This window comes from Actinokineospora sp., from assembly GCF_052390155.1.
Taxonomy (GTDB): domain Bacteria; phylum Actinomycetota; class Actinomycetes; order Mycobacteriales; family Pseudonocardiaceae; genus Actinokineospora.
In genome coordinates, this window is record NZ_JBQTHF010000007.1 from 1 (window position 1) to 16,841 (window position 16,841).

At 71.4% G+C, this 16,841-nt stretch carries 15 protein-coding genes; 11 read left to right on the plus strand and 4 right to left on the minus strand.

Translation table 11 applies throughout. The features are described 5' to 3' along the window. Positions 1 to 326: 326 nt before the first annotated feature. The gene (locus ACT4N7_RS03255) at positions 327 to 899 is read left to right on the plus strand and encodes a sigma-70 family RNA polymerase sigma factor (protein WP_444827050.1); all 573 of its coding nucleotides are present in this window, start codon (positions 327 to 329) and stop codon (positions 897 to 899) included. Position 900: 1 nt separating this feature from the next. Continuing rightward, entirely contained in the window at positions 901 to 1,938 is a 1,038-nt protein-coding gene (locus ACT4N7_RS03260) for an anti-sigma-D factor RsdA (RefSeq protein WP_444827051.1), read from the plus strand. A 54-nt stretch (positions 1,939 to 1,992) separates the two neighbouring features. Here ACT4N7_RS03260 and ACT4N7_RS03265 read toward each other — a convergent pair whose 3' ends face one another. Continuing rightward, positions 1,993 to 2,361, minus strand: a complete 369-nt coding sequence (locus ACT4N7_RS03265; protein WP_444827181.1) for a DUF5319 domain-containing protein — start codon at positions 2,359 to 2,361, stop codon at positions 1,993 to 1,995. 234 nt (positions 2,362 to 2,595) lie between these two features. Between ACT4N7_RS03265 and guaB the strand changes: the two genes are divergently transcribed. From guaB to ACT4N7_RS03295, 6 genes are all read left to right on the plus strand, one after another. Beyond that, the gene (gene guaB / locus ACT4N7_RS03270) at positions 2,596 to 4,107 is read left to right on the plus strand and encodes an IMP dehydrogenase (protein ID WP_444827052.1); all 1,512 of its coding nucleotides are present in this window, start codon (positions 2,596 to 2,598) and stop codon (positions 4,105 to 4,107) included. Between the two features lie 23 nt (positions 4,108 to 4,130). Continuing rightward, positions 4,131 to 5,273, plus strand: a complete 1,143-nt coding sequence (locus ACT4N7_RS03275) for a GuaB3 family IMP dehydrogenase-related protein (protein ID WP_444827053.1) — start codon at positions 4,131 to 4,133, stop codon at positions 5,271 to 5,273. Continuing rightward, entirely contained in the window at positions 5,270 to 5,758 is a 489-nt protein-coding gene (locus tag ACT4N7_RS03280) for a GNAT family N-acetyltransferase (RefSeq protein WP_444827054.1), read from the plus strand. The genes ACT4N7_RS03275 and ACT4N7_RS03280 overlap by 4 nt, the downstream gene beginning before the upstream one ends. Positions 5,759 to 5,854: 96 nt before the next feature. Next, a complete protein-coding gene (locus ACT4N7_RS03285; RefSeq protein WP_444827055.1) occupies positions 5,855 to 7,582 on the plus strand; it encodes an FAD-dependent oxidoreductase in 1,728 nt (575 codons plus the stop codon). A gap of 223 nt (positions 7,583 to 7,805) precedes the next feature. Then, positions 7,806 to 8,345, plus strand: a complete 540-nt coding sequence (locus ACT4N7_RS03290; protein ID WP_444827056.1) for a DUF5753 domain-containing protein — start codon at positions 7,806 to 7,808, stop codon at positions 8,343 to 8,345. A 20-nt stretch (positions 8,346 to 8,365) separates the two neighbouring features. After that, positions 8,366 to 8,557, plus strand: a complete 192-nt coding sequence (locus tag ACT4N7_RS03295) for a DUF397 domain-containing protein (RefSeq protein WP_444827057.1) — start codon at positions 8,366 to 8,368, stop codon at positions 8,555 to 8,557. 15 nt (positions 8,558 to 8,572) lie between these two features. Here the strand turns inward: ACT4N7_RS03295 and ACT4N7_RS03300 are convergent, their stop codons facing one another. Then, positions 8,573 to 9,178, minus strand: a complete 606-nt coding sequence (locus ACT4N7_RS03300; protein WP_444827058.1) for a plasmid pRiA4b ORF-3 family protein — start codon at positions 9,176 to 9,178, stop codon at positions 8,573 to 8,575. 47 nt (positions 9,179 to 9,225) lie between these two features. Continuing rightward, entirely contained in the window at positions 9,226 to 10,776 is a 1,551-nt protein-coding gene (locus ACT4N7_RS03305; RefSeq protein ID WP_444827059.1) for an amidohydrolase family protein, read from the minus strand. Positions 10,777 to 10,939: 163 nt separating this feature from the next. On the opposite strand from ACT4N7_RS03305, the gene ACT4N7_RS03310 reads away from it, so the two are divergent. The 3 genes from ACT4N7_RS03310 to ACT4N7_RS03320 all read left to right on the plus strand — a co-directional run bounded on the left by ACT4N7_RS03310 (position 10,940) and on the right by ACT4N7_RS03320 (position 15,322). Further along, positions 10,940 to 11,905: an MBL fold metallo-hydrolase gene (locus tag ACT4N7_RS03310; RefSeq protein ID WP_444827060.1), complete on the plus strand. Its 966-nt coding sequence runs from the start codon at positions 10,940 to 10,942 to the stop codon at positions 11,903 to 11,905. Next, complete coding sequence (locus tag ACT4N7_RS03315) at positions 11,902 to 13,449, plus strand: FAD-dependent monooxygenase (protein WP_444827061.1); 1,548 nt, start codon at positions 11,902 to 11,904, stop codon at positions 13,447 to 13,449. The genes ACT4N7_RS03310 and ACT4N7_RS03315 overlap by 4 nt, the downstream gene beginning before the upstream one ends. A gap of 331 nt (positions 13,450 to 13,780) precedes the next feature. Further along, a complete protein-coding gene (locus tag ACT4N7_RS03320; protein ID WP_444827062.1) occupies positions 13,781 to 15,322 on the plus strand; it encodes an FAD-binding oxidoreductase in 1,542 nt (513 codons plus the stop codon). Positions 15,323 to 15,382: 60 nt separating this feature from the next. Here ACT4N7_RS03320 and ACT4N7_RS03325 read toward each other — a convergent pair whose 3' ends face one another. After that, entirely contained in the window at positions 15,383 to 16,840 is a 1,458-nt protein-coding gene (locus ACT4N7_RS03325) for an aldehyde dehydrogenase family protein (protein WP_444827063.1), read from the minus strand. Position 16,841: the final 1 nt, after the last annotated feature.

The following is a 16,841-nucleotide window of genomic DNA, read 5'->3' on the forward strand; positions in this document are numbered from 1 at the left end:
GCGTGCCCCCTGGGCGTGGGGCCGGCCCTGGTCCCCTCCCCCCCCCCCGGGCGGGGGGGGCCGGGCGGGTGCCGGCCCCGCCCCCCCCCCCCACGGGCTCGCCGTGTTTCCCAGGTCACACTGTCGATGGCGAAAGTTGCGATCTGCAAACTGGCCGATACTGTGTCGGCTGTCACGCAGGTCCAGGTCCATCGACCCACCGTCGCAGGCACTCCGCCTCGCCGGTTCCGACCCGGGCGGTACGGTGGGCGCCGAAGACACGCGACGTCGTTTCGTGTCTTGTCCTGAAACTGACCGCTCTCGTAACACCAAGGCTGCATGCTGCGATGACCACATTGGGGGACGGACTGGACGCGTCAGTAGGCGCTGCCGTCGAGGGTGACCCTCGGGCAATCGAGCGTGTGCTCGCGTCCGTGCGTCCGCTGATTGTGCGTTATTGCCGTGCCCGTGTCGGAAGGCAGGAACGTTCGTACGCCTCGGCGGACGACGTAGCCCAGGAGGTGTGTCTCGCGGTGTTGACGGCGTTGCCCGGCTACCGCGACCAAGGTCGGCCGTTTCTGGCTTTCGTGTACGGCATCGCCGCGCACAAGGTGGCCGACGCCCACCGGGCCTCCGCCCGTAACCGATCCGAGCCCGTCGCCGACGTACCTGACGGACCGGAGATCGAAGCCGGTCCCGAGCAGCGGGCGATCCAGGGGGAACTCAGCAGGCGGATGAGCGATCTTCTGCGGGTTCTGCCCGACAAGCAGCGTGAGATCGTGGTGCTGCGGGTGGTGGTGGGGCTGTCCGCGGAGGAGACAGCGGAGGCTGTCGGTTCGACCCCGGGCGCCGTCCGGGTGGCCCAACACCGGGCGCTGGCCCGGTTGCGCAAGACTTTGTCCGCGGAGGAGGTGGTCTGAAGTGCCTGACCAGGGCGATCGTGACGAATTTGGCTACGGTGAGACCACGTCCAACGAGGCAGGCTCCAACGGCGCCGCGGCCAACGGCGACCACGCGACCGTGATCCCGGTCGCCTTCGGCTCGGGCCTGCGGCTCGACGACGAGTTCGACCTGGACCACTTCGTCGGGGCAGGCGAAGCAGAGGACCCCATCGACTTCTCCCGCGTGCACGCCGACGACATGTTCCTCGACGCGCTCGGTGCCGCCGTCCGCGCCGACACTCTCGACGGCAGCTTCCACGGCGACCTGGCCGACCACCACCTGGTCGACGACGAGCTGGCCGCGCTGCTGTCCTCCTGGCGCGACGAGGTCGACGCCGAGCCGATCGGCGACATCGTCGACACCAAGCTCGCCATCGCCACGGTGTTCGCCGCCCGCGCCCGCAAGCGCAGGCGCCCCCGGCTGCTGGTGCCCTTCGCCGCCGCCGCGGCGGTCCTGGCCATCGCCTTCACCGGCGCCAGCCTGGCCGCGCAGGACGCCGTGCCGGGCGACCCGCTGTGGGGCCTGACCAAGGTTCTCTACGCCGACCACGCCCGGTCCGTCGAGGCCGCCGCGAACGTCCGCCAGGATCTGAGCATCGCGCAGACCGCGCTCGCCGAGGGCAAGCTCGCCGAGGCCAAGTCCAAGCTCGAAGAGGCCCAGAAGGATCTGTCCGTCGTGGCGACCGAGGACGGCAAGGCCGACCTCACCGCCCAGCACGCCGACCTGATGGCGAAGCTGCCGGGCAGCCCGGCGGACGGCGTCATCCCGCCGCCGTCGGCCAACCCGTCCACCGCGGACACGGAACCATCGACCACCGCGCCGACGACCACGCCGACGGGCACCTCGTCGCCGAGTTCGCCGCCCGCGACCACGACCACGCCGAGTACGCCGCCGTCGACCACCACCGAGGTGCAGACCACCACGCCGACGGCGCCGCTCACCGAAGGGCCGCGCGTCGAGCCGGACGTGAGCCCGACCGGACCCGCATCGCCCGGGGAGCCGCCCGGAAGTCCGTGACCCCTGAACGACGAAGGGCCCGCCGAGCGGCGGGCCCTTCGCTGTTGTCCGAGGTCAGTGGGCGTTCTCGCTGGCGGTGACGCCGTCGGCGTAGCCCCGGCAGTACTCCCAGCTCACGTAGGAAACCGGGTCCGGGTCGAAGGCGGGCTCGTGCGGGCGCATCCGGCCGTCGTGCAGCAGTTGCTCCAGGCTCGCCGCGAGCAGCGCCCAGTCGTGGTAGTGCGGCTCCTCGCACTCCGCGCAGTCCACCACGATGCCGCGCACCCCGCGCGGCTCCAGCAGCGCCTGGTAGACGGCCAGGTCGGCCAGGTCGCCCAGCAGCTCGGCGCGTTCGTCCGCGCTCATCGGCGGCACCTCGTCCTCGTCCGGCTCGACCAACCGCGCCGGGTCGTCCGGGTCGCCCGCGAACGGGTCGGGCGGCAGGGCGCTCGTGGGGGACTTGTCATCCCACGGACCGCCCGCGAAGGGGCTCGGGGGAACTGCGTCATGCGGCACGACCACGCACGGTACCGGGCGAGTCCTGACGTGTCCCCGGATACCATGGTGGAACCGCGCCGCGTGCGGAAACTCGCGGACTCGGGCGCGGTGGCAGGGCAATGCCGAACCGCGGCCCGGCCACCTGGTCCGCCAGCCATGCAGGAAGGTCCGCCACCCACCATGACCAGCGAGCTCAACGCTGACGGAGTCCCGCACAAGTTCGCCACCCTCGGCCTCACCTTCGACGACGTCCTGCTCCAGCCCGCCCAGTCGGATGTGATCCCGAGCACGGTGGACACCGGGACCAGGATCTCGCGCAACGTCACGCTGCGGATCCCGCTCGCGTCGGCCGCCATGGACACCGTCACCGAGGCCCGCATGGCGATCGCGATGGCCCGGCAGGGCGGCATCGGCATCCTGCAGCGCAACCTGTCCATCGAGGAGCAGGCGCGGCAGGCGGAGACGGTCAAGCGGTCCGAGGCGGGTATGGTCACCGACCCGGTCACGTGCTCGCCCGGCGACACGCTCGCCGAGGTCGACTCGATGTGCGCGCGCTATCGCATCTCCGGTCTGCCGGTGACCGACGCCGAGGGCACCCTCGTCGGCATCATCACCAACCGGGACATGCGCTTCGAGGTCGACCACACCCGGCTGGTCAGCGAGGTCATGACCAAGGGTCCGCTGGTCACCGCCCAGGTCGGGGTGTCCGCCGAGGCCGCGCTCGGGCTGCTGCGCAGGCACAAGGTCGAGAAGCTGCCGATCATCGACGGCGAGGGCAAGCTGCGCGGCCTGATCACGGTCAAGGACTTCGTCAAGACCGAGCAGTACCCCAGCGCCACCAAGGACCCGGACGGCAGGCTCATCTGCGGGGCAGCGGTCGGCGTCGGCGAGGACGGCTACAAGCGCGCGATGACCCTGTTCGACGCGGGTGTCGACGTGCTCATGGTCGACACCGCGCACGGCCACGCGCGGGCCGTGCTCGACATCGTGTCCAGGCTGAAGAAGGAACTCGGCGACGCGGTCGACGTCGTCGGCGGCAACGTGGCCACCCGCGCGGGCGCGCAGGCCATGGTCGACGCGGGCGCCGACGGCGTGAAGGTCGGCGTCGGCCCCGGCTCCATCTGCACCACCCGCGTGGTCGCGGGCGTCGGCGTGCCGCAGATCACCGCCATCTACGAGGCGTCGCTGGCCGCCGCCCCGGCGAAGATCCCGGTGATCGGCGACGGCGGCATCCAGTACTCCGGCGACATCGCCAAGGCCATCGCCGCGGGCGCGAGCGCGGTCATGCTGGGCAGCCTGCTCGCGGGCACCGCCGAGGCCCCCGGCGAGCTGATTCTGGTCAACGGCAAGCAGTTCAAGAGCTACCGCGGCATGGGCTCACTGGGCGCGATGCGCTCCCGCGGCGAGGCGAAGTCCTACAGCAAGGACCGCTACGCCCAGGACGACGTGTTGTCCGACGACAAACTGGTACCCGAGGGCATCGAGGGCCGGGTGCCCTTCCGCGGCCCGCTGTCGCAGGTCGTCTACCAACTCATCGGCGGCCTGCGCGCGGGAATGGGCTTCACCGGGGCCGCTACGATCGCCGAGCTTCAGCAGGCGCAGTTGATCAGGATCACCGCGGCGGGCCTGAAGGAGAGCCACCCGCACGACATCACGATGACCGTGGAAGCGCCGAACTACACCACCCGCTGAGCTTGACCGAAGGGACCACCCCAGTGCGCGATCTCGTCGACATCGGCATGGGCCGGACCGCCCGGCGCGCCTTCGGACTCGACGAGGTCGAGATCGTGCCGTCGCGGCGTACCCGGTCGTCCAAGGACGTGTCCACGACCTGGCAGATCGACGCCTACCGGTTCGACATCCCGCTGATCACGCACCCGACCGACGCGATCGTCTCGCCGGGCACCGCCGTGGCGGTGGGCGAGCTGGGCGGGCTCGGCGTGCTCAACGCCGAGGGCCTGTGGGCGCGGCACCCGAACGTCGACGAGGCGCTGTTCCGGCTGGTCACGGCCGCCGAGGAGGGTGAGGACCCGGCGACGCTGGTGCGCATCCTGCAGGAGTTGCACGCCGCGCCCATCCGGGTGGACCTGCTCTCCGAGGCGATCAAGCAGGTCCGCGAGTCCGGCGTGACGGTGGCCGCCCGGGTCAGCCCGCAGCACGCCGCCGAGCTGACTCCTGACCTGCTCGCCGCGGGCGTGGAGATCCTGGTCGTGCAGGGCACCATCGTCTCCGCCGAGCATGTCGCGCGGGAGTCGACCGACGAGCCGCTGAACCTGAAGAGCTTCATCGCCGACCTCGACGTGCCGGTCATCGCGGGCGGCGTGCACGACTACCGCACCGCGATGCACCTCATGCGCACGGGTGCCGCGGGCGTCATCGTCGGCTACGGCCACTGCGTGGGGGTCACCACCACCGACAGCTCGCTCGGCATCGGGGTGCCGATGGCCACCGCCATCGTCGACGCCGCCGCGGCCCGCCGCGACTACCTCGACGAGACCGGCGGCCGATACGTGCACGTCATCGCCGACGGCGACGTCCTGGCCAGCGGCGACATCGCCAAGTCCATCGCCTGCGGCGCCGACGCGGTGATGCTCGGCGCGCCGCTCGCGGTCGCGAGCGAGGCACCCGGTCAGGGCCTGTACTGGACCTCGGCGGCGGCGCACCCGTCGCTGCCGCGCAGCCGGGTGGTGTCGATCGGCGAAGACCTGGAGGTCGACCTCAAGACGCTGCTGTTCGGCCCGTCCGCGGACGCCGACGGCCTGGTCAACCTGTTCGGCGCGCTGCGCAGGGCGATGGCCAAGACCGGCTACTCCGACCTCAAGGAGTTCCAGAAGGTCGGCCTCACGGTCCGCTCGTGAGGCAGATTCTCGCCGCGGTTTCGCGCATCGCCGTGGCGGTGCCCCTCGACAGCGACGACACCAAGTCGGCCTGGGACGGCGCGTTCGACGTCGACCAGGACGACCGGCCGCAGCAGGCGCCGGTCGCGATGACCAGGGCGGCAGTGGTCGACGCGGTGACGGGTGAGCTGCTCGGGACGGTGAGCTGGCACCAGGTCGGCTGGGGTCGCACGCGGGCCTGCGCGGCGTGGAACGTCGGCATCGGCCTGCTGCCCACCGCGCGCGGCCGCGGTGCGGGGGCGGCGGCGCTGCGGCTGGTCGCCGCGCACCTGTTCGGCACCACGGACCTCGACCGGGTCGAGGCGGCCACGGACGTCGACAACGCGGCCGCGCGCCAGGCGCTGGAGTCGGCGGGCTTCCGCCGGGAGGGCGTGGTGCGGGGCGCGCAGCTCCGCGGCGGCGTCCGGCGCGACCTGGTGCTCTACGGCGTGCTCCGATCCGACTGACCGGTGCTCGCCTGACTCCGGTGTGTTACCGGCGGTTACAGAAGAATCCCGATCGTCCTCTAGCCCGGCCTGTTGCCCAGCCTTTAGCCTCTGCTCATGGCTACGCAACTCGTCGGTAACAACGCGGATTTCGATGTCGTCGTGGTGGGCTCCGGGTTCGGCGGCAGCGTGGCCGCGCTGCGCCTCACCGAGAAGGGCTACCGCGTGGCCGTGGTCGAGGCGGGCCGCCGCTTCGCCGACGACGAGTTCGCGAAGACCTCGTGGGACGTGCGCAAATACCTGTGGGCGCCGCAGTTGGGCTGCTACGGCATCCAGCGCATCCACCTGCTCAAGGATGTCGTCGTGCTGGCCGGGGCGGGCGTCGGCGGTGGGTCGCTGGTGTACGCGAACACGCTCTACCGGCCGCTCAAGCCGTTCTACGGCGACAAGCAGTGGTCGCACATCACCGACTGGGAGGCCGAACTTGCCCCCCACTACGACCAGGCGTCGCGGATGCTCGGCGTGGTCACCAACCCGACGGTGACGCCGTCGGACGAGGTGATGCAGAAGGTGGCCGCCGACATGGGCGTGGCCGACAGCTACCACCCGACGCCCGTCGGGGTGTACTTCGGCGAACCCGGCGCGCAGGCCGCCGACCCGTACTTCGGCGGCGCGGGCCCGACCCGCACCGGCTGCACCGAGTGCGGCTCGTGCATGACCGGCTGCCGCGTCGGCGCGAAGAACACGCTGGTCAAGAACTATCTCTACCTCGCCGAGCAGCGCGGCGCGCAGGTCGTCCCGCTGACCACGGTCACCGCCGTCCGCCCGCGCGGCGGTGTTGATTCCGACAGTGGCTTCTTTGAGATCGACCTGCGCAAGACCGGCACCATGTCGAAGCTCTTCCGCACCACGATCACCGCCGGTCAGGTGGTGCTCGCCGCGGGCACCTGGGGCACCCAGAACCTGCTGCACGAGATGCGCGACACGGGCGCGCTGCCCAAGCTGTCCGCCCGGCTCGGCGAGCTGACCAGGACGAACTCCGAGTCGATCATCGGTGCGGGCAGGCCGAAGGTCGACCCGGCGCACGACTACAGCCGCGGTGTGGCCATCACCTCCTCGATCCACCCGAACGAGTCCACGCACATCGAGCCGGTCCGCTACGGCAAGGGCAGCAACGCGATGAGCCTGATGCAGTCCATCGCCACCGACGGCGCCTCCGCCGTGCCGCGGTGGAAGCAGGCCGCACGGTTCATGCTTCGGCATCCGGTGCGGACGATGCAGTTGCTGCAGGGCTACCGGTGGAGCGAGCGGACCGTGATCCTGCTGGTGATGCAGAGCCTGGACAACTCGATCACCACCTACACCAAGCCCGGCCTGTTCGGCCGACGCCGCTACACCTCCAAGCAGGGCCACGGTGAGCCGAACCCGAGCTACATCGTCGCAGGCCAGGAGGCCAACGAGTTGACCGCCAAGCACATCGGCGGCATCGCGGGCGGCACCTGGGGCGAGATCTTCGACATCCCGCTGACCGCCCACTTCATCGGCGGCGCGGCGATCGGCTCGGACGCCGCCAACGGCGTCATCGACCCCTACCACCGCGTCTACAACTACCCAGGCATCTCCATCGTCGACGGCGCCGCGATCACCGCCAACCTCGGCGTCAACCCCTCGCTGACGATCACCGCCCAGGCCGAGCGTGCCTTCTCCTTCTGGCCCAACAAGGGCGACGCCGACCCCCGCCCAGCCCAGGAGTCGGGCTACCAGCGCATCGCCGCCGTGCCGCCCGCGAGCCCCGCCGTCCCCGCCGACGCCCCCGGCGCCCTGCGGCTGCCGATCACGTCATAGCTGAGAAGGTCGTTTGCGCGATATAGCGCGATCGCGGCTCGCGGTGACCATGGCGCCTCGCAGCGCCTCCGCGAACCCGATTGATCGCTGACCGGACAGGCTGAAGTGGGTGTGGTCGGGCAGGTAGACGACCACCCGGCCGTCTTCAGCCTCGACCGAGCACACGGCCAAGTCGTCGTCGTCGAAGCTGCATCGCACCAGCCATTCGCGTTGGAGTATCGGCATGGGGACCGACGCCGACCAGATCCTCACCTACGAGTGCGAGTTCATCCCCGGCCTGTTGCAGACCGAGGACTACACGTCGGCGGTCCGCCGCGCTTTCTGGCCGGAGGCCACCGACGAGGACGCGCAGCAGCATGCCTGGTTGCGCCGCGATCGGCAGGAACACCTGATCGGCAACGCGGCGCCACACCTCCACGCGGTGATCAATGAGGCCGTGCTGCACCGGGTGGTCGGCTCGCCGGAGGTGATGCGCGCACAACTGGAGCACCTGGCCGACCGGGCCAACCTCGACCACGTGCATGTCCAGGTGCTGCCGTTCTCGGCGGGCGCGCACCCCGGGATGAACGGCGCGTTCTCCATCCTGCAGTTCGAGGTCGAAGCGCTGTCCACGGTGTATGTCGAGATCGAGCCGGGCGGGCTGTATCCCGAGCGGGCCATCGACCTGGCCAGGTATAGGCTGATATTCGGCCGCCTGGCCGATGTCTCGCTGGACGAACGCAAGTCCGCCGCGCTGATCGGGAGGCTGGCCAGGCAACTGTAGGCCCACCGAAAGGGTGCGGGATGACCACCGGACACGACTTCTCCCGCGCCACCTGGCGCAAGTCCAGCCGCAGCAGCGGGAACGGCGGCAACTGTGTCGAGATCGCCGTGCTCCCGTCGGTGACCGGCGTGCGCGATTCCAAGAACGCCACCGGCCCCGCGCTGCGCTTCCCGACAACGTCGGTGCGCGCGCTGCTCACCCGCGTCCAGTAGGCGTCCTAGGTTCGCTCAGGTCTCGACCAGCGTGACGGCCAGGTCGGACAGCTCGGCGTTGACTTCGGCCGCGTCGAAGGCGGCGGGGTCGAAGTCGTCGGCCGAGGCGAGGCTGAGCCACTCCAGGCGTTCGTCGTGCTCTTCGTGGTCAGGATCGGCGAGGATCTCGACAAGGATCTGGTATCCCCAGACGCCGCCGCAGTCCTCGGGCGGGCAGGCGCGGCGACCGGTGAGGCACCGCGGGTAGGCGGTATCCGAGGCCGCGGCGCCGACGTGCTCCACCAGGATGTCGTGTTCCCAATCGTCGCCGAAGTCATAGGTGTAGCGAAGGTGGCTCCCGACGCGAGGGGCGCTTGAACGCAGCGACTTCGATGCGGCGCTGCGATGCCCGAGTTCCTGGTCCTCGACACCAAACTCGCCTTGCGGGGTGTCGAACACCCACATGTGGTAGCTCTCCCAGCCGAAGGCTCGCTGGATGATGTGGTGCACCTGTTCCAGCGTGCTGTTCGACGCCACCTCCAGACGTCGCCAGATCGGGGGCCGCACCCCGCGCAAGGTGACCTTGATTGTGTGGACTCTCGCCGCTGACGCCGTCCCCTGACCCCGCCGGGCATCGCCCACGCTTGACATGCGGTCATCCTGCCACTCGCTTGGCGACCATCGCCGCACTAGGTCATGGCGTGGCAGCCGCATTGTGGGGCGGCGCGCTGGAGGCGTGCGGTTGGGCCGGGTGTCCCGTTCGCGGCGGTCTCGACGTCGGCGAGCATGCGTTCGCGTTGGGCCTTGGTGATCAGCCTGCCCTTGGTCACCACAGCGTGGACGTGCCGGCTGTTGCGGATGTCGGCCAGCGGGTTCGCGTCCAGGACCACCAGGTCGGCGACCTTGCCCGGGGTGACCGTGCCCATGGAGCGCCCGAAGCCGAGGTAATCCGCGGCGCCCTTGGTCATGGTCTGGATCGCTTCGAGCGGCGTCAGCCCGGCGTCGACCAGCAGGGACAGTTCGTCGTGGCTGCCGAAGCCGGGGAAGCAGTACGGGTTGAGGCAATCGGTGCCGCCGATGATGCCGACGCCCGCCCGGTGCATGGCGCCGAGCAGCCGCAGCCGCGCCTGGAAGAACTCGCGCTGTTGCACGATCGCCTCCGGGGTGGACGGCGCGGCGCGTCGGACCACCTCGGTCCAGAACGCCCTGATATCCGCGGGCATGTACGTCAGCCGCGGGTCGTTGGCGTAGGTCTCCGCCGGGGAGGACATGACCCGGTTGACCGTCAGGGTCGGTGATTGCCAGCTCCCGTTACGCCGCAGGCGGGCGAAGAACGCCGCCGCCCGCACCGGGTCGAAGCTCGCGACCGCCTGCCGGTCCAGTTCGCGGCTCAGGTCGAAGAAGGTCCGTGGAGCGGCCGGGTCGAACGGTGTGTCCGCCAGGATGCGGCGGAACTCGGCCTCGCGGCTGGAGGTCGAGATGGGCACGTCGAAGAAGTGCTCGAAGCTGCGCTGGCCGAGCGCGCTGGCCTCGGCGATCGAGTACCGATACGCGACGTGCCCGGCGAAGGGCATGCCCAGCCGCCTGGACTCGGCCGCGATGGCCGCGACGGACTCCCGACTCAGATAGGAGTAGACCTTGATGAAGTCGGCCTTGTCCGCTTTGGCCGCGCGCACCGCCGCGCGGGCTTCGGCAGGCGTGCTGACCTTGATCACCGGCGGACCGAGCAGCGTGACCGGCCCGTCGATGATCCCGCTGCCCATCACGATCCGCGGACCGAGCACCTGGCCGCTGTCGATCCGCTCCCGGACGGCCTGCACCTCGGGGTAGCCCCACATCTCCCGGATGCCGGTGACCCCGTTGACCAGGTAGAGCGGAACGAAGATCTCCTCGTACACCGTCCCGTGGGTGTGCATGTCCCAGAGGCCGGGGATCACGAACTTGCCGCGGACGTCCACGATCCGCACGCCATGGGGCAGCCGGGCCTGGTCGTGGTCGCCGACCCAGACGATCAGGTCGCCGACGAGCACCACGGACGTGTCCCGCCGCGGCCGCGCGCCGGTGCCGTCGATCACCGTGGCGTGCGTCAGCACGGTGACGTTCAGCTCCGGCGCGGCCAGCGCGCTCGACGCGAGCACGGTCGGCAGCGCACCGCCCGCGGCGGCCAGGCCGACCCCGCTCACCGACAGCCAGCGCAGGAATTCCCGCCTGCTCGTCCCGCCTCGTGCCGTATCCGACATGCCGTTCCCCCAGGCGATTCGGTGTGATGTCCCAGACCAGGCTCGCCCCGCCGCGGCATTCGGTCAAGTCGTTGTCCACAGGTCGATCGGGTGGCCCGAAGTTTGTCCACAGGTCCGCGGGGACCCCTGTACCGCGGCCGGGACCGATGGCAAGGTGGCCGTCGTGACCAGAGCATTCGCCTCCAGCGCAGACCTGAACCGGAAAGTCGAGACCTTCACCGAACTGGCGGAGGGCGTGTACGCGCTCACCGCCGAGGGCGACCCGAACGTGGGCGCCATCGAGGGGGAGGACTTTCTGGTCTGCTTCGAGGCCAGAGCCACACCGGTCGCCGCCAAGCGGTGGTTGGACCAGGTGCGTGAGCGCACGGGCAAGCCCGTGCGCTACCTCGTGCTGAGCCACTACCACGCGGTTCGGGTGCTCGGCGCGGCCGCGTTCGACGCGCGGGAGATCGTCACCCACGAGGCCACGCGCCTGCTGATCGCCGAGCGCGGCGAAGCGGACTGGGCCAGCGAATTCGGCCGCATGCCAAGGCTTTTCGAGGAGCCGGACAGCATCCCCGGCCTCACCTGGCCGACCATCACCTTCACCGACCGGCTGACCATCCCCCTCGGCGGCGACCGAGGCGATCTTGTCTTGGCGTACTGCGGACGCGGCCACACCGCGGGCGACATCGTGGCCTGGCTGCCCAAGCACAAGATCCTGTTCGGCGGCGACCTGGTCGAGTCGCGGGCCGCGCTCTACACCGGCGACGCCTTCCACGACGACTGGGCGACGTCCACTTTGGACAACGTGGCCGCGTTCGAAGCCGAGACGCTGGTCGGCGGGCGGGGCGCGGTCGCGCGGGGGCGGGCCGAGGTCGACGCGGCGATCGCGCAGAGCAGACACTTCCTCGACGAGCTGCGCCGCCTCGTGCGCGAGGTGCACGCGCGCAAAGGCACGGTCGGAGAGGCGTTCCGCGCCACGCACGCCGCGCTGGAGCCGGAGTACGGCCGCTGGCCGATCTTCGAGCACTGCCTGCCCTTCGACGTGCAGCGCTACTGGGACGAGCTCGACGGACTCGACTGGCCGGTCGTCTGGACGGCCGAGCGGGATCGTCAAGTCTGGGCGGCGTTGCGGGGGGATCAGTGATCGAGCCGGTTCTCGTCGTCGGCGCGGGTCCGGTCGGGATGACGGGCGCGCTGCTGCTGGCCCGGCACGGGGTGCCGAGCGTCGTGCTGGAGACGCTGCCCGGCCGTGTGTCGGTCGGCAGCCGCGCGATCTGCGTCCAGCGCGACGTCCTCGACCTGCTCGAACGGGTCGGCATGGGCCGCGGGGTGGTCGACGCCGGGGTCACCTGGTACTCGGGCCGGATGTTCTACCGGGAGCACGAGGTCTTCGCGATGAGCTTCCCGGAGCCGCCGCCCGGGCAGTTCCCGCCGTTCGTGAACACCCCGCAGAACCTGATCGAGCGCCTGCTTGAGGAGCGGGTTCGGGCCGAGCCGCTCATCGACCTGCGCTACGACCACACCGTCGTCGGGCTCGACCAGGACGACGAGGGTGTCACCTTAGGACTGTCCACACCAGACGGTCCGACGACGGTGCGCGGTACGCACTGCATAGCCGCGGACGGCAGCCGGTCCGCCGTCCGCGGACTGCTGGGGTTGCCGTTCGACGGGCACTCGTTCGACGACCGGTTCTTGATCACCGACGTCCGGGCCAAGCTCGACAACCCGGTGCCGGAGCGCCGGTTCTACTTCGACCCGGCGTGGAATCCGGGCAGGCAGGTACTGCTGCACCCGCAGCCCGAGTCGGTCTGGCGCATCGATTGGCAGGTCCCGCGAGACTTCGACCTCGACGCCGAGCGCGCGGGCGGCGGTCTCGACCAGCGGGTCCGCCAAGTGATCGGCGACATCGACTACGAGCTGATCTGGGCCTCGTCCTACCGGTTCCACCAGCGCCGGGTGCCCCGGATGCTGGTCGGCCGGGTGCTGCTCGCGGGCGACGCCGCGCACCTGATGAGCCCGTTCGGCGCCCGCGGCATGAACTCCGGCCTCGCCGACGTGGAGAACGCGGCCTGGAAGCTCGCCGCCGCCCGCACCGGCTGGGGCGGCCCCGGTCTGCTCGACACCTACGACCGCGAACGCGGCGCCGCGGCGACGGAGAACCTGCGGGTCACCGCCACCACGATGCGGTTCCTGGTCCCCGCGGACGACGCCGAACGCGCCCACCGCCACGACGTCCTCGAACGCAGCCTGCGCGACCCGGCCGCCCGCGCCGAGATCAACTCGGGCAAGCTCGCGGAGCCCTTCTGGTACCTCGACTCCCCGCTCACCACCCCGGCCGCCGCCGACGACCTCGCCGCGTTCCCGACCGACCCGGGCCTGCCCAGACCGCCGCTGCCCGGCGTGCTCTGCCCGGACGCCCAACTCCCCAACGGTGGCCGCCTGCGCGACGGCCTCGCCGCCCGGTTCACCGTGCTCGCGGCCCCGCACGCCGAGGTCGGCATCCCGGTCACCACCCCGGACGCCACCGTGCTGCGGCTCCCTGCCGACGTGGCCGACCTGCTCCGCCTCGGCGGCGACGGCGCCGCGGTGGTCCGCCCCGATGGCTACCTCGCCGCCGTCCTGCCCGCCGACCAGCTCCCGGCGGGCCTGACGGGCGCGTTGCGTCGCGCCGCTGGATGGGGTGGTTGATGGTCGCTTGAACGAGTGCCGCGCGGTCAGGATCCTGACGAGCGGCGGGGAGCATCAGTTCGCAGGCGGTGGTGACGCCAGGGCCACCCGCCGTGCCAGGGGCACCCACCGTGCGGGTGCGGCTGCGGGTGCGGTTGCCAGCTGGGGCCCGTGGCGTGGCGTGCTGGGTCCGGCCGCGGCTGGCGCTCGCGGTGGTGGAGTTGCGTCGTCGTGGTGATCGCTTGGAGGGGACACCGCGGCGGGTCGGCGGGTTCTGGGAACCGCTGCGGGTAGCACCCGGGCGCGCACGGTGGTGAGATCAAGGCCATCGCGGGCGGGAGGTGGCGGGGACTTGGGGATCAGCAGACGGGCGTTTCTGCACGTGGCCGGGATCGGGGTCGCGGGGGTGGGGGCGGCCACGGTCGCGTCGTGCTCGCCCGGTGCGCCTGCCCGGCAGCCGTCGACGGCGCCGCCGACTCCGCCGGGGAGCACCGTGATCGTTCCCTCGTCCAGCCGCCCGGCCGCGGTGCCGCCGGACTGGGACGGTCTGCGGGCGCGGCTGGGCGGCGCCCTGCGCGTCTCCGGTGAGGACGGCTACGCGGCGGCCAGTCGGTCGTACAACCCGCTGTTCGACCGGCGCGCGCCCGCCGCGGTGGCCACGGCGGCCACTCCCGAGCACGTGCAGGCGTGCGTCGAGGTCGCCCGGGCGGCGTACCTGCCGATCGCCGCGCGCGGCGGTGGGCACAGCTACGCGGGCTACTCGGTGCCCGACGGCGGGCTGGTCGTCGACCTGCGGGGGATGTCCGGCATCGAGGTCCGACCCGACGGCACGGCCGTGGTCGGGGCCGGGGCGCGGCTGATCGACGTCTACGCGACGCTGGCCGCCGCCGGGCGGTCGCTGCCGGCGGGCTCGTGCCCGACGGTCGGTATCGCAGGCCTCACCCTGGGCGGCGGCATCGGCGTGCTCACCCGCAAGTACGGCCTGACCTGCGACAAGCTGGTGGCCGCGCAGGTCGTCACGGCCGACGGGATGCTGCGCACGGCGTCCGCCGAGGCCGAGCCCGACCTGTTCTGGGCGCTGCGCGGCGGTGGTGGCGGCAACTTCGGCATCGCGACGTCGTTCACTTTCGCCACCGACCCGGCGCCCGAGGTGACCGTCTTCCAGTTGACGTTCCCGCCGGGCTCCGTGCCCGCCGTCCTCGGCGCCTGGCAGGAGTGGATCGCGGCCGCGCCCGACGAACTCTGGTCGAACGTGGTGATCTCGGCCGGGGCCCCGCCGCGCTGCCGTGTGGGGGGCTGTTTCGTCGGTACCGCCGAGACGCTCAACCCTCTGCTCGACGCGCTGGCCGCCAAGACCGGCACCCGCCCGACCAGCCGGTTCGCCCAGGCCCGCCGGTACCTCGACGGCATGCGCTACTTCGCCGGGTGCAGCCAGCGCCCGCTGTCCCAGTGCACCCCGGAAACCCTGCCGCGGGAGACCTTCGCCGCGTCGTCGCGCATCATCGACGGGCCGCTGCGCGACCCGGCCGCCCTGGTCGACCTCGTCACGGGCCGCAGCGGCATGGATCTCCTGGTCGACTCGCTCGGCGGCGCCATCTCGCGCGTCGCCCCGACGGCCACCGCGTTCCCGCACCGCGGGGCCCTGGCCAGCGTGCAGATCTACCAGAAGGCCACCGTCGAGGCGCCGCAGGCGGCCACGCAGGCCGTCGCCGAGGTCCGCGACGGCCTGGCCCGGCTCGGCGCCCGCGGCGGCTATGTCAACTACATCGAGGCCGCCATGCCGGACTGGGGGATCATGTACTACGGCGCGAATCTCAACCGCCTCCGCACGGTCGCCCGCCGCTACGACCCGGACGCCCTCTTCACGTTCCCCCAGTCCGTCTCCCGCGCCTGACTCCGCGGGTCCCAGCCGTGTGTCTCTAGCCGCACGCGAACAAGTACGGTCCTTGATCGGTCAGAGGTCCAGGCCCGACAGCACCATGGTCTGTTCCTGCGTGTAGTCCACCATCGCCGACCGGACACCTTCCCGCCCGGTGCCCGAGCCCTTCACCCCGCCGTAGGGCATCTGGTCCGCCCGGAACGACGGCACGTCGCCGATCACCACGCCGCCCACCTCCAGTTCCGCCGCCGCCCGGAAGGCGGTCTGGACATCGCGGGTGAACACCCCGGCCTGTAGACCGAAATCGGTGCCGTTGGCCTGCTCGAACGCCTCGTCCACACTGTCCACAACGGACACGACGAGCACCGGCCCGAACACCTCCTCGCGCCACACCTTCGCGTCGGTGGGCACGTCGGCCAGCACGGTGGGCTGCACGGTCGTGCCGCTGCGCTCGCCGCCGGTCAGCACCTTGGCGCCCGCGGCGGTGGCCTCGGCGATCCAGTCGGCCACCCGCTCGGCGTTGTCCAGGTCGATCAGCGGGCCGACGTCGACCTCGGGGTCGTGCGGGTCGCCGGTGCGCAGGGCGCGCACGGCGGACACCAGCTTCGGCACGAACTTCTCGGCGACGTCGCGGTGCACGATGACGCGCTGCACCGCGATGCAGGACTGGCCGCCCTGGTAGTTGCCGAAGGTGGCGATCCGCCGCGCCGCGTGGTCCAGGTCTGTCCAATCGGGACAGATGATGGCCGCGCTGTTGCTGCCCAGCTCCATCACCACGTGCTTGCGCGGCGCCGCGTCCATGATGCCCCAGCCGACCCCGGTGGAGCCGGTGAACGAGATGACCGGCAGCCGGGGATCGGTGACCAGCGCCGACATGGCCGACCCGCGCACCGGCAGCACGGAGAACGCCCCGAGCGGCAGGTCGGTCTCGGCCAGGATCTCGCCGAGCATCAGCGCGGACAGCGGCGTCGCCGAGGCGGGCTTGATGATCACGGGCGCGCCGACGGCCAGCGCGGGCGCCACCTTGTGCGCGACCAGGTTCAGCGGGAAGTTGAACGGCGCCACGGCCAGCACCGGCCCCCTCGGCCGCCGCCGCACGATGCCGAGCCTGCCCTCGCCGTTGCCGTCGGTGTCGAGCCGCTGCAGTTCGCCGACGAAGCGGCGGGCCTCCTCGGCGGCGAAGCGGAACGTCGACGCCGCGCGCGCGACCTCGACCTCGGCCCACTTGAGCGGCTTGCCGTTCTCCGCGGTGATCGTCTCGGCGATCTCCTCCGACCGCTCGGTCAGCGTCCGGGACACGTGGTCCAGCGCGGTCGCGCGCACGTGCGCGGGGGTGGACCGGAATTCCCTGATCACCGCGACGGCCGCGGCCACGGCCTGCTCCACGTGCTCGGCGGTGGGCATGGCCACGCTGGCCACGTCGGTGCCGTCGTACGGGTGATGCACGTCGAGGATGTCGTCGCTGGTCCGCGGCCTGCCTGCGACCCAGAACGGGCGGGGCTTGGCCACCACAGCGTCTTCTTCGTCGGTCATG